General features: G+C 63.1%; 16 protein-coding genes and 1 pseudogene. 7 read left to right on the top strand and 10 right to left on the bottom strand.

All coding sequences use genetic code 11. The annotated features are described in order from the left end of the window. The first annotated feature begins 41 nt into the window (after nt 1-41). Nucleotides 42-875 carry a taurine dioxygenase gene (gene tauD / locus C3F42_RS15965; protein ID WP_094011611.1) on the top strand — a complete coding sequence of 278 codons (834 nt, stop codon included), beginning with the start codon at nt 42-44 and terminating at the stop codon, nt 873-875. A 108-nt stretch (nt 876-983) separates the two neighbouring features. Here the strand turns inward: tauD and betT are convergent, their stop codons facing one another. Beyond that, nucleotides 984-2,945 carry a choline transporter BetT gene (betT, locus tag C3F42_RS15970; RefSeq protein WP_167335944.1) on the bottom strand — a complete coding sequence of 654 codons (1,962 nt, stop codon included), beginning with the start codon at nt 2,943-2,945 and terminating at the stop codon, nt 984-986. 256 nt (nt 2,946-3,201) lie between these two features. Further along, on the bottom strand, nt 3,202-4,140 hold the full coding sequence (gene epsC / locus C3F42_RS15975) for a serine O-acetyltransferase EpsC (protein WP_023630288.1): 939 nt from the start codon (nt 4,138-4,140) through the stop codon (nt 3,202-3,204). Between the two features lie 246 nt (nt 4,141-4,386). Between epsC and tcyJ the strand changes: the two genes are divergently transcribed. Genes tcyJ through tcyN form a run of 3 tightly spaced genes read left to right on the top strand, consistent with a single transcriptional unit; the run spans nt 4,387 to nt 6,621 of the window. After that, on the top strand, nt 4,387-5,193 hold the full coding sequence (gene tcyJ, locus C3F42_RS15980; protein ID WP_094011612.1) for a cystine ABC transporter substrate-binding protein: 807 nt from the start codon (nt 4,387-4,389) through the stop codon (nt 5,191-5,193). Next, nucleotides 5,190-5,858, top strand: a complete 669-nt coding sequence (gene tcyL, locus C3F42_RS15985) for a cystine ABC transporter permease (protein WP_028689228.1) — start codon at nt 5,190-5,192, stop codon at nt 5,856-5,858. Before tcyJ ends, tcyL begins: the two co-directional genes overlap by 4 nt. Before the next feature lies 1 nt (nt 5,859). Beyond that, nucleotides 5,860-6,621: an L-cystine ABC transporter ATP-binding protein TcyN gene (gene tcyN, locus C3F42_RS15990; protein WP_094011614.1), complete on the top strand. Its 762-nt coding sequence runs from the start codon at nt 5,860-5,862 to the stop codon at nt 6,619-6,621. A gap of 16 nt (nt 6,622-6,637) precedes the next feature. On the opposite strand, the gene C3F42_RS15995 is transcribed toward tcyN, so the two are convergent. The 5 genes from C3F42_RS15995 to trxA form a co-directional block, all read right to left on the bottom strand. After that, a complete protein-coding gene (locus C3F42_RS15995; protein ID WP_023630291.1) occupies nt 6,638-7,288 on the bottom strand; it encodes a gamma-glutamylcyclotransferase in 651 nt (216 codons plus the stop codon). Nucleotides 7,289-7,622: 334 nt separating this feature from the next. Further along, on the bottom strand, nt 7,623-8,591 hold the full coding sequence (locus C3F42_RS16000; RefSeq protein WP_038707150.1) for a CDP-6-deoxy-delta-3,4-glucoseen reductase: 969 nt from the start codon (nt 8,589-8,591) through the stop codon (nt 7,623-7,625). Further along, entirely contained in the window at nt 8,591-10,057 is a 1,467-nt protein-coding gene (gene ubiD / locus C3F42_RS16005) for a 4-hydroxy-3-polyprenylbenzoate decarboxylase (protein ID WP_023630294.1), read from the bottom strand. Before ubiD ends, C3F42_RS16000 begins: the two co-directional genes overlap by 1 nt. A gap of 161 nt (nt 10,058-10,218) precedes the next feature. After that, nucleotides 10,219-11,478 carry a transcription termination factor Rho gene (rho, locus tag C3F42_RS16010; protein ID WP_011536308.1) on the bottom strand — a complete coding sequence of 420 codons (1,260 nt, stop codon included), beginning with the start codon at nt 11,476-11,478 and terminating at the stop codon, nt 10,219-10,221. Between the two features lie 310 nt (nt 11,479-11,788). Next, nucleotides 11,789-12,118 (bottom strand): thioredoxin TrxA, encoded by a 330-nt coding sequence (trxA, locus tag C3F42_RS16015; protein WP_094011616.1) that lies wholly within the window; start codon nt 12,116-12,118, stop codon nt 11,789-11,791. A gap of 243 nt (nt 12,119-12,361) precedes the next feature. On the opposite strand from trxA, the gene ppx reads away from it, so the two are divergent. Beyond that, a complete protein-coding gene (ppx, locus tag C3F42_RS16020; protein ID WP_023630296.1) occupies nt 12,362-13,864 on the top strand; it encodes an exopolyphosphatase in 1,503 nt (500 codons plus the stop codon). Here the strand turns inward: ppx and ppk1 are convergent. Together ppk1 and hemB are read right to left on the bottom strand one after the other, a co-directional pair. Beyond that, complete coding sequence (gene ppk1, locus C3F42_RS16025; RefSeq protein ID WP_371041541.1) at nt 13,851-16,031, bottom strand: polyphosphate kinase 1; 2,181 nt, start codon at nt 16,029-16,031, stop codon at nt 13,851-13,853. The two genes, ppx and ppk1, sit on opposite strands and share 14 nt — an antisense overlap. A gap of 79 nt (nt 16,032-16,110) precedes the next feature. After that, entirely contained in the window at nt 16,111-17,121 is a 1,011-nt protein-coding gene (gene hemB / locus C3F42_RS16030; RefSeq protein WP_094011618.1) for a porphobilinogen synthase, read from the bottom strand. A 208-nt stretch (nt 17,122-17,329) separates the two neighbouring features. Between hemB and C3F42_RS16035 the strand changes: the two genes are divergently transcribed. Continuing rightward, nucleotides 17,330-17,974, top strand: coding sequence for a DedA family protein (locus tag C3F42_RS16035; protein ID WP_081941314.1), 645 nt, complete (start codon nt 17,330-17,332; stop codon nt 17,972-17,974). Between the two features lie 549 nt (nt 17,975-18,523). Here the strand turns inward: C3F42_RS16035 and C3F42_RS29960 are convergent. Then, nucleotides 18,524-19,102, bottom strand: a pseudogene (locus C3F42_RS29960) (sterol desaturase family protein); the annotation flags it as partial. 113 nt (nt 19,103-19,215) lie between these two features. On the opposite strand from C3F42_RS29960, the gene elbB reads away from it, so the two are divergent. Then, nucleotides 19,216-19,884 (top strand): isoprenoid biosynthesis glyoxalase ElbB, encoded by a 669-nt coding sequence (gene elbB / locus C3F42_RS16045; RefSeq protein WP_094011619.1) that lies wholly within the window; start codon nt 19,216-19,218, stop codon nt 19,882-19,884. The last annotated feature ends 19 nt before the right edge of the window (nt 19,885-19,903 follow it).

Raw genomic sequence — 19,903 nt, forward strand, 5'->3', positions numbered from 1 at the left:
ATGACCACGCCGGCAAACCGGCACCTGGAACGAGAAAAGACATGAGCCTGACCGTTACCCCCTTGAGCCCGGCACTGGGCGCGCAGATCAGCGGCGTGGACATCAGCCGCGACATCAATGCCCAACAGCGTGACGCCATCGAGCAGGCGCTGCTCGAGCACCAGGTGCTGTTCTTCCGCGATCAACCAATCACTCCCGAGCAGCAGGCGCGCTTCGCCGCCCGCTTCGGCGACCTGCATATCCACCCGATCTATCCCAATGTGCCGGAGACACCGCAGGTGTTGATCCTCGACACCGCAGTCACCGACGTGCGCGACAACGCCGTGTGGCACACCGACGTGACCTTCCTGCCGACCCCGGCGCTGGGCGCGGTGCTCAGCGCCAAGCAGTTGCCGGCCTTTGGTGGTGACACTCTGTGGGCCAGCGGCATCGCTGCGTTCGAGGCGCTGTCGGCGCCGCTGCGCACAATGCTGGACGGCCTGACCGCCACCCATGATTTCACCAAGTCGTTCCCGCTGGAACGTTTCGGCACTACGCCCGAGGACCTGGCCCGCTGGGAGACGACCCGGCGCAACAATCCGCCGCTGTCGCACCCGGTGGTGCGCACGCACCCGGTCAGCGGACGCAAGGCGCTGTTCGTCAATGAAGGTTTCACCACGCGGATCAACGAATTGAATGAGCAGGAGAGCGAGGCGCTGCTCAAGCTGCTGTTCGCCCATGCGACGCGGCCGGAGTTCAGCATTCGCTGGCGTTGGCAGGAAAATGACGTGGCGTTCTGGGACAACCGCGTGACGCAGCACTTTGCGGTGGATGATTACCGGCCCAGCCGGCGGGTGATGCATCGGGCGACCATCCTGGGGGATGCGCCGTTCTGAAAGATCGGGGGAGGCCTTTGGCTTCCTTTCGCTGGCAAGCCAGCTCCCACAGGTTTTGCAACAACCCTGTGGGAGCCTGCGAAAGGGCCGCATAGCGTCGCCAGCGATCTACCTGACCAGGTGCAGGTACTGCATGTGCCGCTCGTACTGGTCGAGGATGTCGTTGATGATCTGCTCCTTGCTGTAGCCCACCAGGTCGTAGTTCTGGCTGCCTTCGGACAGATGCACCTCCGCACGGTAGTAGCGGCGGTTCTTCAAGTCCTGGGTGCCCAGCCCGCCCAGGGCGAACGACGGCGTAAAGTACCCGCGCATCTGCACCTGGTAGATGAACGGCTGCTCCTCGCCATGGCCGATCTTCAGGCTGACGTTGTCGTGGCTCGGGTCGTCCTGGGTGATCAGCACCAGGCCCTTCTGCTCGAACACCTCGCGCACTTCGGCGATCGCCGGGCGCACCACGTCGTCCATGAAGCGATACACCTCGTCCCGAGACGGGAAGTGCACCGCCTGGCTCAGGCGTTGGCGCCAACCGCCACGCCCACGCCGGGACTGGGCGAACGGCGCCAGCGAATGCATCTGCGCGATCTGCCGCTGGCTTTCCAGGTAGAAGGCCTTGTGCAGCCCCCACATCATGCACAGCAGGATCAGCGAGAACGGCAGCGAGGTCAGCACCACCGCCGACTTCAGCGAATCGATGCTGCCGGCGAACAGCAGGCTGCTGGTAATCAGCGCGGTCATCGCCCCCCAGAAGATCCGCAGCCAGTTCGGGCCGTCCTCGTCGGCGCCACCGCCCTTGGCCGACAGCGTCGACAGCACCACGGTGCCGGAGTCGGCCGAAGTGACGAAGAACACAAAGCTGATGAACACCGTCACGGCTATCACCGCCTTGCTCCACGGGTAGGTTTCCAGCAGCAGGTACAAGCTCATCGACGGGTTGTCGAGGGCTGACTGGCCGAGCGCGGTCATGCCGTGGTTGATCACCTGGTCAAGGGCGCTGTTACCGAAGATCGACATCCACGCCAGGGTGAAGCCCAGCGGGATCAGCAGCACGCCGAAGACGAACTCGCGGATGGTCCGGCCCCGCGAGATACGGGCGATGAACAACCCCACGAACGGCGCCCAGGCAATCCACCAGGCCCAGTAGAACACCGTCCAGCCGCCCAGCCAGTCGCGCTGCTCGCCGTAGGCGTACACATCGAAGCTCTTGCGTGGCAGGGCGCCAAGGTAGTCACCGAGGTTCTGGATCAGGGTGTTGAACAGGTGCTGGGTGGGCCCGGCGAACAACACGAACAGCAGCAGCGCGCAGGCCAGGAACAGGTTGATGTCGCTCATCACCCGCACGCCCTTCTCCACCCCGGCGACCGCCACGGCCACGGCCGCGCCCATCATCAGGGTGATGAGGATCACCTGCACCCATTGGCTGTGGCTGATGCCGAACAGGTAGTCCAGGCCTGCGTTCAGGTGCAGCACGCCAAAGCCCATGTCGGCGCCCAGGCCGAATACCGTGGCGATAATGCCAAAGCCATCCACCGCGTAGCCGATCGGCCCGTTGATGCGCTTGCCGATCAGCGGGTACAGCGCCGAGCGCAGGGCCAGTGGCAGGTTGTGGCGGTAGGCGAAGTAGGCGAGCGCCATGCCGACGAAGGCGAACACACCCCAGCCGTGCAGGCCCCAGTGCAGGAACAGGATCTGCATCGCCTGGCGCCCGGCCTCGGCCGTGCCCGCCTCGCCTTGGGGCGGCTGGAGCATGTGGGTCAGAGGTTCAGAGACGCAGAAGAAGAACAGCGTGATGCTGATGCCGGCGGCGAACAGCATGCCGGCCCAGGACAGGTAGCTGAACTCGGGCTCGTCATGGTCGGCGCCGAGCTTGATCTTGCCGTAGCCCGACAAGGCGGTGACCACCACGAAGACCAGGTACAGGGTCATGGCCAGCATGTAGTACCAGCCGACCGTGTTGGCCGCCCAGTTCTGCGCTGCCAGCAACCACTCGCCGGCAGCCTGGGGCTGAGCGATGACGATCAAGCCGAAAATGAGGATGAAGCTTGCCGCGAAATAGAACACGGGGGGGTTCATGCGGATCTTGCCGTTGGCAAGGTCGGGGGTCGGTGCACTCATTGAACGGGCACCTCGTCACGGGACGTGAGGTTCGGATTGAACGGGTTCAGCAAAGGCGATTCCTCCTTTTGAACACCGGCAATGGACCAGCGTTTTTCGTTGAACAAGCGTTCAAGTTAAACATGGATTGGATTTCAATGCGACCCGATGCCGCTCCAGGGCGTGATCGAGGTGGTGGCGGGAAGTCCCGCCGCCACGCCTCATAAGCCTAGAGCTAGAGGGCTTTCTTGCCCTCGCAATCGAGCTGCAGGTTCGCCTGGGTAATGTTGCTGTCAGCCGGCACGCTGCGGGTCAGCCAGACGTTGCCGCCAATGGTCGAACCCTTGCCGATGGTGATACGCCCGAGGATGGTCGCGCCGGCGTAGATCACCACGTCGTCCTCGACGATCGGGTGCCGCGCCAGGCCCTTGTGCAAGGTGCCGGACTCGTCGCTGGGGAAGCGCTTGGCGCCCAGGGTCACCGCCTGGTAGATACGCACCCGCTCGCCGATGATCGCGGTCTCACCGATTACCACGCCTGTGCCGTGGTCGATGAAGAAGCCAGGGCCGATCTGCGCACCGGGATGGATATCGATGCCGGTGGCCGAGTGCGCCAGCTCCGAACTGATCCGCGCCAGCAGCGGCAGGCCGGCCCGGTACAGGTGATGGGCCAGCCGGTGGTGGATGATCGCCAGGATGCCCGGGTAGCACAGCAGCACCTCGTCTACGCTGCGCGCCGCCGGGTCGCCGTGGTAGGCGGCGAGTACGTCGGTGTCCAGCAGCACGCGCAGCGCCGGCAGGGCTGCGGCGAAGTCCTGGATCAGACGCAGGGCGTGGGTATCGACATCGATCACATCAGTCTTGCCATGACGCGCCGCATAGCGCAGCTCCAGGCGTGCCTGGGCCAACAGCGCGGTCAGCGCAGCGTCGAGCGTATGGCCCACATAAAAGTCCTCGCTCTCCTCGCGCAGGTCCACCGGCCCTAGGCGCATCGGGAACAGCGCGCCGCAAAGCTGCTCGAGGATTTGCCGCAGCGCCTCGCGCGACGGCAGTTCGCGCCCGCCCTGCTCGCCGCTGCTGCGGCCATTGCTGCTGCGCCACTGCTCGCGGGCGTTGCGCAGGCCACTGACGATACCCTGCAACTGCCAGTGCCCGGTTGATGGTTGTTCGCTCACGGTGTTTCTCCTGCCAGGCGGCTTTCTCGGTATGCATACGCTCCTACAAGGAGGTGCAAAACACGATACGTCAAATCTGCCTCTTGGAAAAAACAACGCTTTATTCCATCCTGAGCTAAGTCGGGTATAAGCCGCTGCAATTTGCAGATTTGGAATAATAACCTGATTTTTTATTATTTCCCGGCCTATGAAGCCCACCTCTATAGTCGCCACCTCACTACTTCCACAACAAGCGCGGGGCATGCCATGACCAAATTCGCCAAACCCCTTCTCAACGCCAGCCTGGCGCTCCTGCTCGGCGCCGGCTTGCTCGGCCAGGCCTTTGCCGGCGAGCAGTTGAAGACCATCCAGGAAAAAGGCGTGATCAACGTCGGCCTGGAAGGCACCTATCCACCGTTCAGCTTCCAGGACGAAAACGGCAAGCTGACCGGCTTCGAGGTCGAGCTGTCCGAGTTGTTGGCCAAGGAGCTGGGGGTCAAGGCCAAGGTCCAGCCGACCAAGTGGGACGGCATCCTCGCTGCACTGGAATCCAAGCGCCTCGACGTGGTGATCAACCAGGTGACCATCTCCGAGGATCGCAAGAAGAAGTACGATTTTTCCGAGCCGTACACCGTTTCCGGCATTCAGGCCCTGGTACTCAAGGGCAGTGACAACGAGAAAAACATCAAGACTGCCGCCGATCTCGGTGGCAAGAAGGTCGGTGTCGGCCTGGGCACCAACTATGAGCAATGGGTCAAACAGGATGTGCCGACAGCCGATGTGCGCACCTACGAAGATGACCCGACCAAGTTCGCCGACCTGCGCAACGGTCGTATCGACGCCATCCTGATCGATCGCCTGGCTGCACTCGAGTACGTCCAGAAAACCGCCAAGGACAAGAAACCGACCGCACTCGCTGGCGAGAAATTCTCCAAGCTGGAATCGGGCGTGGCCTTGCGCAAAGGCGAACCTGAACTGCTCGATGCGCTGAACAAGGCCATCGACAAGCTCAAGGCCGACGGCTCGCTGGCCAAGCTGTCCGAAAAATACTTCGGTGCCGATGTCACCAAATGATCGCTGAAAGCCTGCAACTCGTTGTCGATTCCGCGCCCTTCCTGTTGAAGGGTGCGGGTTATACCGTGCTGCTCAGCGTCGGTGGCATGTTCTTCGGCCTGGTGCTGGGCTTTGCCCTGGCGCTGATGCGGCTGTCGAAGATCCTGCCGCTGGACTGGCTGGCGCGCATCTATGTGTCGTTCTTCCGCGGCACGCCGCTGCTGGTGCAGCTGTTCGTGATCTACTTCGGCCTGCCGCAGATCGGCATCGAGCTCGATCCGATCCCCGCCTCGCTGATCGGCCTGTCACTGAACATGGCGGCCTATGTCTGCGAAATCCTCCGCGCGGCAATCTCCTCGATCGACCGTGGCCAGTGGGAAGCCGCAGCCAGCATCGGCATGACCCGCACCCAGGCCATGCGCCGGGCGATCCTGCCGCAAGCCCTGCGCACTGCCCTGCCTCCGCTGGGCAACAGCTTCATCTCGCTGGTCAAGGACACCGCCCTGGCGGCGACCATCCAGGTGCCCGAGCTATTCCGCCAGGCACAGCTGATCACCGCACGGACCTTCGAGGTCTTCACCATGTACCTGGCTGTCGCGGTGGTCTACTGGATCCTCTGCAGCATCCTGGCGCACTTCCAGAACCGCATGGAAGCGCGGGTCAACCAGCACGACCAGGAGCACTGAGATGATCGTAGTAGAAGGCCTGACCAAGCAGTTCAAGGGCCAGACCGTGCTCAACGGCATCGACCTGAGCGTGCAGCCCGGCGAAGTGGTGGCCATCATCGGCCCCAGCGGCTCGGGCAAGACCACTTTCCTGCGCTGCCTGAACCTGCTGGAAACCCCCGATGCCGGGCGCATCCAGATCGGCGATATCAGCATCGATGCCAACCGTCCGCTCGGCGGCCAACAGGGTGCTATCCGCCGCCTGCGCCAACAGGCCGGGTTCGTGTTCCAGAACTTCAACCTGTTCCCGCACCGCACCGCCCTGGAAAACGTCATCGAAGGGCCGGTGATCGTCAAGAAGACGCCCCGCGACAAGGCCATCGAGCTGGCCAGGCGCCTGTTGGCCAAGGTCGGCCTGGCGGGCAAGGAAGACGCCTACCCCAGGCGCCTGTCCGGCGGCCAGCAGCAACGGGTGGCCATCGCCCGGGCCCTGGCCATGGAGCCGGAAGTGATCCTGTTCGACGAACCCACTTCGGCGCTCGACCCCGAACTGGTCGGTGAAGTGCTGGAGACCATCCGTAGCCTGGCCGAGGAAAAGCGCACCATGATCATCGTCACCCACGAGATGAGCTTCGCCCGCGATGTCGCCAACCGGGTGATCTTCTTCGACAAGGGCGTGATCGTCGAGCAGGGCGAGGCCAAGGCACTGTTCGCCAACCCGAAGGAAGAGCGCACACGCCAGTTCCTGCGCAAGTTCCTCGGCACCGCCGCCGGCCAGGAGTGAAGCCGATGCGCGGGGCTCACACCTCGCGCAGGTTGTGGCAACGCCTGAAGCGCGCTTCCAGGTTGCGATCGGGCATCTGGTGGCTGCGTAGGGCGTTGAGGGTCTGCTCCACGTAATCGCGCGTGGTGCCGTAGCGCCCCTTGGCGCTGGCGAGGATCTGGCTGAGCAGGGTGTCCGGCAGGTTGCCCGCGTAGCACGGCAGGTGCCGCTCCAGCACAAAACCCAGCGCCTGCACCTTGCTGCCATCGCCCAGGCGGCAGCTCAGCCAATGCGGACGATAGGCCGGGAACGGCATCTCACGCTGCCACAGGGCCATGAGCGAGTCGTGCAGGTTGGTTTCGTCCAGACGGAAGGCAAAGCCGCTGCAGGAGCCGCCACGGTCCAGGCCGAACACCAGGCCTGGGCACTCCGGTGTACCACGGTGTTCGTGGGACCACAGGTAGAGGCCGCGGTGATAACCATGCACCCGCGCCCGCTGCCGCTCGACCGAGTTGCATTCGGGGCGCCAGATCAGCGAACCATAGGCAAACAGCCAGACCGGGCCGCCTTCGTGCTGGGACATGGTTTCCTGCATCGAACGCTGCAGTTGTTCACGGGTCAACTGCTGCCCGAAGTCGAGTGACGGCGGATAGGCTATTTGCCAGGATGAACTTTCAAGCGTCGACATGAGCTGCCGCCATTAATTCCTGAGAACTACCAAAGTGCAGGTATTGCCGTGCCTGTTCGGATGCTATCGCGGAGCAAGCCCGCTTCCACAAAGGCCCGCCAGGATCGCATGGGAACGGGCTTGCCCGGCGATTTACCTGGCGCCTAACGTAAGGCAAATCGCTCTTTGCACTCAACCCCGAAAACAGGATTTCATTAAAGCATCCGCTGAACGGAAACTAATAGTCCGAGTATAGCGAAACTTATTACCCGCACCGGTAACAATCCCCACCATATAACCAACAGAAAAAACTTGGTTATTAAACCCGACACTCCCTTGCAGCGTGCCGGGTGACTCAGCCGCGTGGCGCGTAGGCAAACACGTCAGCCCGCATGCGGTGGGCATCCATGCCGGCCTCGACCAATGCATCGAGGGTGGCGTAGACCATGTTCGGCGAGCCACTGGCATAGACATGCACCTGGTTCAGGTCGCCGATGTCCTCGCATACCGCTTCGTGGAGCAGGCCACAGCGCCCCTCCCAACCGCACAGATCGCTGACCACTTTGTGCAGGAACAGGTTCGGCAGACGCTCCCACTCGGCCCAGTGCTCGATCTGGTAGAAGTCTTCAGGCCGGCGTACACCCCAGTACAAGTGCACCGGGTGCTTGAAGCCCTGCGCCCGGCAGTGCTCGATCAGGCTGTGCATCTGCCCCATGCCGGTCCCGGCGGCGATCAGTACCAGCGGGCCATCCGGCAACTCCGCCAGGTGAGCATCACCAAATGGCAGTTCGATGCGGGCCAGGCCATTGCGCTGCAACTGCTTGATCAACTGCACGGCACTGCTTTCGCGGGCCAGCACATGCAACTCCAGCTCACGCCCACCGTGGGGCGCCGAAGCGAGCGAAAAAGCCGCCTTGTCCATACCCTCGCGCTCGATCATCAGATATTGCCCGGCGTGGTAGCGGGGCGGCTTGCCGGCCGGCGCGCGCAGGCGCACGCGCCAGACATCGCCACCGATCTCGACGCACTCGGTCACGGTACAGGCCAGCTTGCGCAGCGGCAGCTCGCCCAGGGCCAGCACACCATCCCACAGCAACACACAGTCCTCCAGCGGCTCGGCGATGCAGGTGAACAGCTCACCGTGATCGCGCACCTGGCCTTCCTGGCGAACACTGCCTTCCACCAGCAGCGCGGCACATACATGGCAGTTGCCGTTGCGGCAGCTGCTCGGGCAGTCATAGCCCAGGCGCCGTGCCGCATCCAGAATCCTTTCACCCGGTTCGACCGCCAGTACCGCCCCGGAAGGCTGCAAGGTTACCTGCATCAATCTATTCCCAACTGGTCCCACAACTCATCGATACGGCGGGTGACGGCCTCGTCCTTGACGATGACCCGGCCCCATTCGCGTGTAGTCTCGCCCGGCCATTTGTGCGTGGCGTCCAGGCCCATCTTCGACCCCAGCCCCGATACCGGCGACGCGAAGTCGAGGTAGTCGATGGGGGTGTTGTCGATCATCACCGTATCACGCTTGGGGTCCATGCGCGTGGTGATGGCCCAGATCACATCGTTCCAGTCGCGGGCGTTGATATCGTCGTCGGTGACGATAACGAACTTGGTGTACATGAACTGTCGCAGGAACGACCACACACCCAGCATGACGCGCTTGGCATGGCCCGGGTACTGCTTCTTCATGGTCACCACCGCCATGCGGTACGAGCAGCCTTCCGGCGGCAGGTAGAAGTCGGTGATCTCGGGGAACTGCTTCTGCAGGATCGGCACGAACACTTCGTTCAGCGCCACGCCGAGAATCGCCGGCTCATCCGGCGGCCGGCCGGTGTAGGTGCTGTGGTAGATCGGCTTTTGCCGGTGGGTGATGCGCTCGACGGTGAACACCGGGAAGCTGTCCACTTCGTTGTAGTAGCCGGTGTGGTCGCCGTACGGGCCTTCCGGGGCCATCTCGCCGGGGTGGATCACGCCTTCGAGGATGATCTCGGCGGTAGCCGGTACCTGCAGGTCGTTGCCACGGCACTTGACCAGTTCGGTGCGGTTGCCACGCAACAGGCCAGCGAAGGCGTATTCGGAAAGCGTGTCCGGGACCGGGGTCACGGCACCGAGGATGGTCGCCGGGTCCGCGCCCAACGCCACGGCTACCGGGAACGGCTGGCCAGGATGCTTCTCGCACCATTCGCGGTAGTCCAGCGCCCCGCCGCGGTGGCTCAGCCAGCGCATGATCACCTTGTTGCGGCCAATCACCTGCTGGCGATAGATGCCCAGGTTCTGGCGTTCCTTGTTCGGCCCGCGAGTCACGGTCAGGCCCCAGGTGATCAGCGGCGCAACATCGCCCGGCCAGCAGTGCTGGATCGGCAGCTGGCCGAGGTCAACGTCATCGCCTTCGACCACGATTTCCTGGCATACCGCGTCCTTGACCACCTTCGGCGCCATGGACACGACCTTCTTGAAGATCGGCAGCTTCGACCAGGCGTCCTTCAGGCCCTTCGGCGGCTCGGGCTCCTTGAGAAACGCCAGCAGCTTGCCGATCTCGCGCAGCTCTTCGGTCGACTCGGCGCCCATGCCCATGGCCACGCGCTCGGGGGTGCCGAACAGGTTGCCCAGCACCGGCATATCGAACCCAGTGGGCTTTTCGAAGAGCAAGGCCGGGCCCTTGGCGCGCAGCGTGCGGTCGCAGACTTCGGTCATTTCCAGAACTGGGGAGATGGGAACCTGGATGCGCTTGAGTTCACCGCGCTGTTCCAGGCCACGAATGAAGTCGCGCAGATCGCGATACTGCATGCAAAGGCCTCGTGTTGGGCGTATCGGTCGGGGTGCAGAGTGTAGCGCCGTTCACGCCTTGTTTGGGGGCAAAAAATGAAAAGGGGCCGCTTCGCGATCCCATCGCCGCGTTGCCGGCGATGGGCTGCAAAGCAGCCCCTTTCAGTACCTGGCCGGGAAGCTTACTTGCGCTTCATCGACAGGAAGAACTCATCGTTGGTCTTGGTCTGCTTGAGCTTGTCGACCAGGAACTCGATGGCGGCGATTTCGTCCATCGGGTGCAGCAGCTTGCGCAGGATCCACATGCGCTGCAGTTCGTCGTCGGCGGTCAGCAGCTCTTCGCGGCGGGTACCGGACTTGTTGATGTTGATGGCAGGGAACACACGCTTCTCGGCGATGCGGCGGTCCAGGGGCAGCTCCATGTTGCCGGTACCCTTGAACTCTTCGTAGATCACTTCGTCCATCTTCGAGCCGGTCTCGACCAGCGCGGTGGCGATGATGGTCAGCGAACCGCCTTCCTCGATGTTACGGGCGGCACCGAAGAAGCGCTTCGGCTTCTCCAGGGCGTGGGCATCGACACCACCGGTCAGCACCTTGCCAGAGCTCGGGATCACGGTGTTGTAGGCACGCGCCAGACGGGTGATGGAGTCGAGCAGGATGACCACGTCTTTCTTGTGCTCGACCAGGCGCTTGGCCTTCTCGATGACCATCTCGGCGACCTGCACGTGGCGGGTCGGCGGCTCGTCGAAGGTCGAGGCGACCACTTCGCCGCGCACGGTGCGCTGCATCTCGGTCACTTCTTCCGGGCGCTCGTCGATCAGCAGGACGATCAGGTGGCACTCGGGGTTGTTGCGGGTAATGTTGGCCGCGATGTTCTGCAGCATGATGGTCTTACCGGCTTTCGGCGGTGCGACGATCAGGCCACGCTGGCCTTTGCCGATCGGGGCACACAGGTCGATGACGCGACCGGTGAGGTCTTCGGTGGAGCCGTTACCGGCTTCCATCTTCAGGCGCTTGTTCGGGAACAGCGGCGTCAGGTTTTCGAACAGGATCTTGTTCTTCGCGTTTTCCGGACGGTCGAAGTTGATGGTATCGACCTTCAGCAGCGCGAAGTAACGCTCGCCTTCCTTCGGTGGGCGGATCTTGCCGACGATGGTGTCGCCGGTGCGCAGGTTGAAGCGACGGATCTGGCTGGGCGAAACGTAGATGTCGTCAGGGCCGGCCAGGTAAGAGGCATCCGCCGAACGCAGGAAACCGAAACCATCCTGGAGAATCTCCAGCACGCCGTCACCCGAGATCTCTTCGCCGCTTTTCGCATGCTTTTTCAGCAGGGCGAAAATCACGTCCTGTTTGCGCGAACGGGCCATGTTTTCGATGCCCATCTGTTCGGCCATTTCCAAAAGATCGGTAATCGGCTTTTGCTTGAGTTCTGTCAGGTTCATAAGGGGAGTGACGTAATCATGTAAGGAAGGGAAAAATTAAGCAGTTGGCTTAATGAGGCCGCGCCGCTAGATGGCGACAGGATCGCGTACTGATTCGAATTAGGGATGCTTCGGCGACGGCGTGCAGAGGGCACTGGAGAAGCAGTGCGAGGCCGAATGTAACACTTGCTTTTTTCGACGTCTAGTGGTTTTGGCCAGTGTTTTACGGGGCCATCCGACTGGATGGCCGCAAGGCCGGGGCTCGCCAGCCCTCAGGAAAACCACCTACAACAGATAAAGAAAAGCCCCGCATTTGCGGGGCTTCTTCACATCACAGGCTGGCGTCGAGGAACGCTTTGAGCTGCGACTTGGACAACGCGCCGACCTTGGTGGCCTCGACGTTGCCGTTCTTGAACAGCATCAGCGTCGGGATGCCACGCACGCCGTGCTTGGCCGGGGTTTCCTGGTTTTCGTCGATGTTCAGCTTGGCGATGGTCACCTTGCCTTCGTATTCAGTGGCGATGTCGTCCAGAACCGGAGCGATCATCTTGCATGGACCGCACCATTCAGCCCAGTAGTCGACCAGTACCGCACCTTGAGCCTGCAGGACTTCGGCTTCGAAGGTAGCGTCGGTGACATGTTTGATAAGATCGCTGCTCATGGATATCTCCAGGTCGTAAGCACAAAAAACGTTGCCCATCATAGCCGCACCCAGGCGCGACAGGAAGCCACAGACGATTGAGTGTAACTATAGTTGTGCAAGACGCCACGAATCGAAACTGTCATATCACGGTCATAACATTGCTATGACATTGCCATGCATCAAGCCTTGCAGTGCCGCTCGTTGGCGTAGGACCACGATCGTGGCACGATTGCCGGGTTAACGACCGAGAACCTCCAGACCATGCCGCATACCACCGCGAAGAACCTGTCTCTGATCGCCGCCATCGACCTGGGCTCCAACAGCTTCCACATGGTCGTGGCCAAGGCCCATCATACGGAAATCCGCATCCTCGAAAGGCTTGGAGAAAAGGTTCAGCTCGCCGCCGGCATCGACGATGAGCGCAAGCTCAGCGAAGAAGCCATGCAACGCGGCCTGGAATGCCTCAAGCGCTTCGCCCAGCTGATCAACGGCATGCCCCAGGGCGCGGTGCGCATCGTCGGCACCAACGCCTTGCGCGAAGCACGCAACCGCAACGAATTCATCCAGCGCGCCGAGGCCATCCTCGGCCACCCGGTCGAGGTCATTTCCGGCCGTGAAGAGGCGCGCCTGATCTACCTGGGCGTGTCCCACACCCTGGCCGACACCCCGGGCAAGCGCCTGGTTGCCGACATCGGCGGCGGCAGCACCGAGTTCATCATCGGCCAGCGTTTCGAGCCGCTGCTGCGCGAAAGCCTGCAAATGGGCTGCGTCAGCTTCACCCAGCGTTATTTCCGCGACGGCAAGATTACCCCGGCGCGCTACGCACAGGCCTACACCGCCGCGCGCCTGGAGCTGATGAGCATCGAGAACGCCCTGCACCGCCTGACCTGGGATGAGGCCATCGGCTCGTCCGGGACCATCCGCGCCATCGGCGCCGCCATCAAGTCCGGCGGACTGGGTAATGGCGAGGTCAACGCCGAGGGCTTGGCCTGGGTCAAGCGCAAGCTGTTCAAGCTGGGCGAGACCGACAAGATCGACTTCGAAGGGGTCAAGCCCGATCGCCGAACCATTTTCCCCGCAGGCCTGGCCATCCTCGAGGCGATCTTCGATGCGCTGGAGCTGCAGCGTATGGAACACTGCGACGGTGCCCTGCGCGAAGGCGTGTTGTTCGACCTGCTGGGCCGCCACCATCACGAAGATGTGCGCGAGCGCACCCTGAACTCGCTGATGGAGCGTTACCACGTCGACCAGGGCCAGGCCGCACGGGTCGAGCGCAAGGCGCTGCACGCCTTCGACCAAGTGGCCAAGGCATGGGACCTCGAGGACGGCAACTGGCGCGATCTTCTTGGCTGGGCGGCGAAAGTGCACGAAGTGGGCCTGGACATCGCCCATTACCACTACCACAAGCACGGTGCCTACCTGATCGAGCACTCCGACCTGTCCGGCTTCTCCCGCGAGGACCAGCAGATGATGGCCCTGCTGGTGCGCGGCCATCGCCGCAACATTCCCAAGGACAAGTTCGCCGAGTTCGGCGACGAAGGCATCAAGCTGATCCGCCTGTGCGTGCTGCTGCGCTTCGCCATCCTCTTCCATCACATCCGCGGCACCCAGCAGATGCCGAAAGTGGTGCTGCAGGCCGGCGACAACAGCCTGGAAGTGATCTTCCCTGGAAACTGGCTGGAAGAAAACCAGCTGACCCAGGCCGACTTCGCCAACGAGGCGGAGTGGCTGGCCCGGGTCGGCTTCGTTCTCAGCGTACGTTGAGGACCGGGTTGCTCAGGCGCTCCAGCAGGGTCGCCTGGGCACTGCGCGGATTCTGGTTGCCGGTCGGGGTGCTGCGCACGTAGCGCCCGTCCGGTTGCAGGGTCCAGGCCTGGGTGTTGTCGGTCAGGTACCCTTCCAGCTCCTTCTTGACCCGCAGCAACAGCTTCTTGCCTTCCACCGGGAAGCAGGTCTCGACACGCTTGTCGAGGTTGCGCTCCATCCAGTCGGCACTGGACAGGTAGATCTGCTCCTCGCCGCCATTGAGGAAGTAGAACACCCGGGTATGCTCGAGGAAGCGGCCGATGATCGAGCGCACATGGATGTTGTGCGACACCCCCGGTATACCCGGACGCAGGCAGCACATGCCACGCACCACCAGGTCGATGCGCACGCCCGACTGGCTGGCCTTGTACAGCGCCTTGATGATCTTGGCGTCGGTCAGCGAGTTGAACTTGGCGATGATGTGCGCAGGCTTGCCCTCCAGGGCGAACTGGGTCTCCCGGGCGATCATGTCGAGCATGCCCTTTTTCAGGGTGAAGGGCGCGTGCAGCAGCTTCTTCATGCGCAGGGTCTTGCCCATGCCGATCAACTGGCTGAACAGTTTGCCGACGTCCTCGGTGAGGGCGTCGTCGGAGGTCAGCAGGCTGTAGTCGGTGTACAGGCGGGCGTTGCCGGCGTGGTAGTTGCCGGTGCCCAGGTGTGCGTAACGGACGATCTCGCCCTGCTCGCGGCGCAGGATCAGCATCATCTTGGCGTGGGTCTTGAAACCGACCACCCCGTAGATCACCACCGCGCCGGCGGCCTGCAGGCGGCTGGCCATCTGCAGGTTGGACTCTTCGTCGAAGCGTGCGCGCAATTCGATCACTGCCGTGACCTCCTTGCCGTTACGCGCCGCGTCCACCAGGGCGTCGACGATCTCCGAGTTGGCACCCGAGCGATAGAGCGTCTGGCGCACGGCAAGCACGTGCGGGTCCTTGGCGGCCTGACGCAGCAGGTCGATCACTGGGGTGAACGATTCGAACGGGTGCATCAGCAGGATGTCCTGCTTGCCGATCACACTGAAGATGTTGTCGGCGTTCACCAGCAGCTTGGGGATCGCCGGGGTGAACGGCGTGTACTGCAGCTCGGGGTGGCTGTCGAGCCCGGTGATGCTGAACAGACGGGTCAGGTTGACCGGGCCGTTGACCTGGTACAGTTCGCTCTCGCTCAGGCTGAACTGCTTGAGCAGATAGTCGGAGAGGTGTTTGGGGCAGGTATCGGCTACCTCGAGGCGCACGGCATCGCCGTAGCGGCGCGAGAACAACTCGCCGCGCAGGGCACGGGCGAGGTCGTCGACCTCTTCCGAGTCCAGCGCCAGGTCGGCGTTACGGGTCAGGCGGAACTGGTAGCAGCCCTTGACCTTCATGCCCTGGAACAGGTCATCGGCATGGGCATGGATCATCGACGACAGGAACACATAGTTGTCGCCAGGCCCGCCGACGTCTTCCGGCACCCGGATTACCCGCGGCAGCAGGCGCGGTGCCGGGATGATCGCCAAGCCCGAATCGCGGCCGAAGGCGTCGACACCCTCGAGCTCGACGATGAAGTTCAGGCTCTTGTTCACCAGCAACGGGAACGGGTGGGTCGGGTCGAGGCCGATCGGGGTGATGATCGGCGCGATCTCGTCGCGGAAGAAGCGTCGTACCCAGGTCTTGAGCTTGGGTGTCCAGTAACGGCGCCGGATGAAGCGAATGGCGTGTTTTTCCAGCTCCGGCAGCAGCACGTCGTTGAGGATCGCGTACTGCCGATCCACTTCAAGGTGCACCAGCTCGCTGATCCGCGCCAGCGCCTGGTGCGGCTGCAGGCCATCGGCGCCGGCCTGTTCGCGGGCGAAGTTGATCTGCTTCTTCAGGCCCGCCACACGGATTTCGAAGAACTCGTCCAGGTTGCTGGAGAAGATCAACAGGAACTTCAGGCGCTCGAGCAGCGGGTACGACTCGTCCAGCGCCTGCTCCAGCACGCGGATATTGAACTGCAGCTGCGAAAGCTCGCGATGAATGTACAGGCTGCTGTCGTCCAGGCTCGGCACGGCGATCGCCGGGGCCGGCGCAGGCACAGGGGCCGGGGCGGCTTCAGCGACAGGTTCCGGCTGCGCTACCGCCGGCAGGTCGGGCGGGGTCTGCACCATTTCTTCGGGCACGGCCTGGGCATCCTTGATCGCGACAGGGTTGAGCACTTCGTTATTCATCTGACGTTCCTGGAGAGCGTTACTGCCCTCTCATCATTTGAGCGGCACGCACGGCGAAATAGGTCAGGATGCCATCGGCGCCTGCCCGTTTGAATGCGGTGAGGGATTCGAGGATCACGGCTTCGCTGAGCCAGCCGTTCTGGATCGCGGCCATGTGCATGGCGTACTCGCCGCTGACCTGATAGACGAAGGTCGGCACCTTGAACTCGGTCTTCACCCGGTGAACGATGTCCAGGTACGGCATGCCCGGCTTGACCATGACCATGTCGGCGCCTTCGGCAAGGTCGGTGGCCACTTCGTGCAGGGCCTCGTCGCTGTTGGCCGGATCCATCTGGTAGGAGGCCTTGTTGGCCTTGCCCAGGTTCAGCGCCGAGCCGACCGCATCACGGAATGGGCCGTAGTAGGCACTGGCGTACTTGGCCGAGTAGGCCATGATGCGCACGTTGACGTGGCCGGCCACTTCGAGGGCTTCACGGATCGCGCCGAGACGGCCGTCCATCATGTCCGACGGGGCGACCACCTGGGCGCCGGCCTCGGCATGGGACAGCGCCTGACGCACCAGGGCGTCGACGGTGATGTCGTTCTGCACATAGCCTTCCTCATCGAGGATGCCGTCCTGACCGTGGGTGGTGAACGGGTCAAGGGCCACGTCGGTGATCACCCCCAGTTCCGGGAAGCGGGCACGCAGGGCGCGGGTGGCACGCTGGGCGATGCCGTCCGGGTTCCAGGCTTCGGCGCCATCGAGGGATTTCTTTTCGGTCGGGGTCACCGGGAACAGCGCCAGCGCCGGAATGCCCAGCTCTACCCAAGCCTGCGCGGCTTCCAGCAGCAGGTCGATCGACAGGCGCTCGACGCCCGGCATGGACGGCACTTCTTCGCGGCGGCCCTCGCCGTCCAGTACGAATACCGGAAGAATCAGGTCATCGACAGTCAGGGTGTTTTCGCGAACCAGACGACGGGAGAATTCGTCCCGACGGTTGCGACGCAGACGGGTGGCAGGAAACAGACGATTGGCGGGGGTAAAGCTCACGGCAGACTCCTGAGCCCGCGCAGGCGGGCGAGCGCGACAGTTATAAGCGGCCATTATGACGCCTGTGTGACACCCGAGGGCAACCCTGCGACTTGTGGCCGCAGTCATTGTCCTTGTAGGAATTGTTCACGTCGAGACACATTTGGACACTTTCCCGAACGCGCCCGAAGGGGTAGGCTGCGCGTTCATTTCGCCAGCACGCCAGAAAATGCTTCAACAATTCCTGAACGATTTCGGCTACTTTGCCCTTTTTCTCGGCACGTTCTTCGAAGGCGAGACCATCCTCGTGCTCGCAGGGTTTCTTGCGTTTCGCGAATACATGGATATCAAGCTGGTGGTCCTGGTGGCCTTCTGTGGCAGTTATGCCGGTGACCAGTTGTGGTATTTCATGGGTCGACGCCACGGGCGCAAGATCCTCGCCCGCAAGCCTCGCTGGCAAGCCATGGGCGACCGCGCGCTGGAGCATATCCGCCGCCATCCGGACATCTGGGTGCTGAGCTTCCGCTTCGTCTACGGCCTGCGCACGGTGATGCCGGTGGCCATCGGCCTGTCCGGCTACCCGCCACGCCGCTACCTGCTGCTCAACGGCATCGGCGCCGCAGTCTGGGCCCTGGCCCTGGGCCTGGCCGCCTATCACTTCGGCGCCATACTCGAAGGCATGCTGGGCAGCATCAAGAAATACGAGCTATGGGTGCTCGGCGGCCTGCTGGTGCTGGGCCTCGCGCTCTGGCTGCGCCGGCGCTTTCGCAACAGCCGCGCCGAGCGTCGCGCGGCGGCAGAGGGCCAGGCCGCCGAGGCTGAGCAGGCTGTAACCCAGGAGCAGCAGCCAGAACAGGGGCGTGACCAGCACTAAGCCCAGCGCGCCGGCCAGGTACAGCGCTGGCGCATTCGACAGCAGGCGCGCCAGCTCCAGGCGCGCTGCCCAGGGTCGATCCTCGAGCGCCACGCCCAGCACGAACAGCCCGAACGCCATTACCGTCCAGCCCAATGCCAGGGCTGCGGGCGTCACCTGGTCCGCCATCTCCATCAGATAACTGCCCAACGCCACGTAGACCGCGAACTGCGCCGTGACGTACAACTGCTGTGCACCGCCCAGCGGGATCGCGAACTTGCGAAACGCGGCGAGGTCCTGCTTGGCCTGTGGATAAGCGGCGGTCACGTCCGCTGGCCGCCAGCCAGTGGGCATGAACCAGATACGCAGCTTGTCCCACCAACGGGCCGTTCGCCGGGCGTCGTCCCACAGCTGGGCGTAGAACTGCACGTTGGCCCACAGCGGGTTCCAGCTCGCCAAAGGCGTGGTCACGCCGAAGATCACCGGCTCACGATCGTCCTCTTCCTGGAAGGTGCCGAACAGCCGGTCCCAGATTATGAACACGCCGCCGTAGTTGCGATCCAAGTACAGAGGATTCTGCGCATGGTGGACGCGATGGTTGGACGGCGTAATGAAAATCCACTCGAGCCAGCCCAGCTTGGGCACATGGCGAGTGTGCACCCAGAACTGGTAGAGCAGGTTCAGCGAGGCCACGGTGAGGAACACCAGGGGCGGCACGCCCAGCAACGCCAGCGGCAGGTAGAAGATCCAGGAAAACAGAAAACCGCTGCTGGTCTGGCGCAAGGCGGTGGTGAGGTTGTACTCCTCGCTCTGGTGATGCACCGAGTGCGCGGCCCACAAAACGTTGCGCTCGTGGCCCAGGCGGTGCAGCCAGTAATAGCAGAGGTCGTAGAGCACGAAAGCGACCACCCACACCCACCAGGCACCCTCCGGCAGCCGCAGCCAGGCCAGGTGCTCCCAGGCCACGGCATAGGTGATCAGCCCCACCCCTTTGGTCAGAAGGCCGGTGCTGGTGGACAGCGCACCGGTGCTCAGGCTGTTGATCGAGTCGGCAAGCTGGTAGTTGCGGCGCCCGCGTACGCGGTCGGCGATCAGCTCCACCGCGATCAGCACGAAGAAGAACGGCACGGCCAGCAGAATCAGGTCCATGAACGGCCACCTCCAAGGTTGTCCACGAAGATTAGGCCCGCACTGGGGCAAATCCCATGGCTACATCTGCCAAACTAGAGGACATTTAGCGCCTCGACACTGGAGTATTGAGCATGACGAAAAAAGTTGCGGTGATTCTGTCCGGTTGCGGCGTGTACGACGGCGCCGAAATCCACGAGAGCGTGATCACCCTGCTGCGCCTGGACCAGCGCGGCGCCCAGGTGCAGTGCTTCGCGCCGAACATCGCGCAGATGCATGTGATCGACCACCTGACCGGGGAAGAGATGCCCGAATCGCGCAATGTGCTGGTGGAGTCGGCGCGCATCGCCCGTGGCGAGGTGAAGGACATTCGCGAAGCCAAGGTCGAGGACTTCGACGCCCTGATCGTGCCGGGAGGCTTCGGCGCGGCGAAGAACCTGTCGAACTTTGCCGTCGAAGGCGCCAACTGCACCGTGCAACCGGACGTGCTGGCGCTGGCCGAGGCCTTTGCCGGCGCCTGCAAGCCGGTCGGGCTGATCTGCATCTCGCCGGCCCTGGCGGCGAAGATCTATGGGCCGGGCGTGGTCTGCACCATCGGCACTGACGCCGATACCAGCGCGGCGGTGGTGAAGATGGGCGGCACCCATGAAGAGTGCGATGTGCATGACATCGTCGAAGATACCCAGCGCAAGCTGGTGACTACCCCGGCGTACATGCTGGCCAAGTCGATCAGCGAGGCGGCGGGTGGAATCTACAAGTTGGTGGATCGGGTGCTGGAGCTGACCCACGAGGGTGACAAGTAAGGCCTCGAAGGCCTGCTAC

The sequence above is a fragment of the Pseudomonas sp. PONIH3 genome (assembly GCF_002934345.1).
In the GTDB taxonomy this organism is placed as follows: domain Bacteria; phylum Pseudomonadota; class Gammaproteobacteria; order Pseudomonadales; family Pseudomonadaceae; genus Aquipseudomonas; species Aquipseudomonas soli.

Bases quoted from the DNA above. Each gene is read 5' to 3' on its own strand.
- tauD (WP_094011611.1), top strand. From the start codon at position 42: ATGAGCCTGACCGTTACCCCCTTGAGCCCGGCACTGGGCGCGCAGATC.
- betT (WP_167335944.1), bottom strand. From the start codon at position 2,945: ATGAACCCCCCCGTGTTCTATTTCGCGGCAAGCTTCATCCTCATTTTC.
- tcyJ (WP_094011612.1), top strand. From the start codon at position 4,387: ATGACCAAATTCGCCAAACCCCTTCTCAACGCCAGCCTGGCGCTCCTG.
- tcyL (WP_028689228.1), top strand. From the start codon at position 5,190: ATGATCGCTGAAAGCCTGCAACTCGTTGTCGATTCCGCGCCCTTCCTG.
- tcyN (WP_094011614.1), top strand. From the start codon at position 5,860: ATGATCGTAGTAGAAGGCCTGACCAAGCAGTTCAAGGGCCAGACCGTG.
- C3F42_RS15995 (WP_023630291.1), bottom strand. From the start codon at position 7,288: ATGTCGACGCTTGAAAGTTCATCCTGGCAAATAGCCTATCCGCCGTCA.
- C3F42_RS16000 (WP_038707150.1), bottom strand. From the start codon at position 8,591: ATGCAGGTAACCTTGCAGCCTTCCGGGGCGGTACTGGCGGTCGAACCG.
- ubiD (WP_023630294.1), bottom strand. From the start codon at position 10,057: ATGCAGTATCGCGATCTGCGCGACTTCATTCGTGGCCTGGAACAGCGC.
- rho (WP_011536308.1), bottom strand. From the start codon at position 11,478: ATGAACCTGACAGAACTCAAGCAAAAGCCGATTACCGATCTTTTGGAA.
- trxA (WP_094011616.1), bottom strand. From the start codon at position 12,118: ATGAGCAGCGATCTTATCAAACATGTCACCGACGCTACCTTCGAAGCC.
- ppx (WP_023630296.1), top strand. From the start codon at position 12,362: ATGCCGCATACCACCGCGAAGAACCTGTCTCTGATCGCCGCCATCGAC.
- ppk1 (WP_371041541.1), bottom strand. From the start codon at position 16,031: ATGGTGCAGACCCCGCCCGACCTGCCGGCGGTAGCGCAGCCGGAACCT.
- C3F42_RS16035 (WP_081941314.1), top strand. From the start codon at position 17,330: ATGCTTCAACAATTCCTGAACGATTTCGGCTACTTTGCCCTTTTTCTC.
- elbB (WP_094011619.1), top strand. From the start codon at position 19,216: ATGACGAAAAAAGTTGCGGTGATTCTGTCCGGTTGCGGCGTGTACGAC.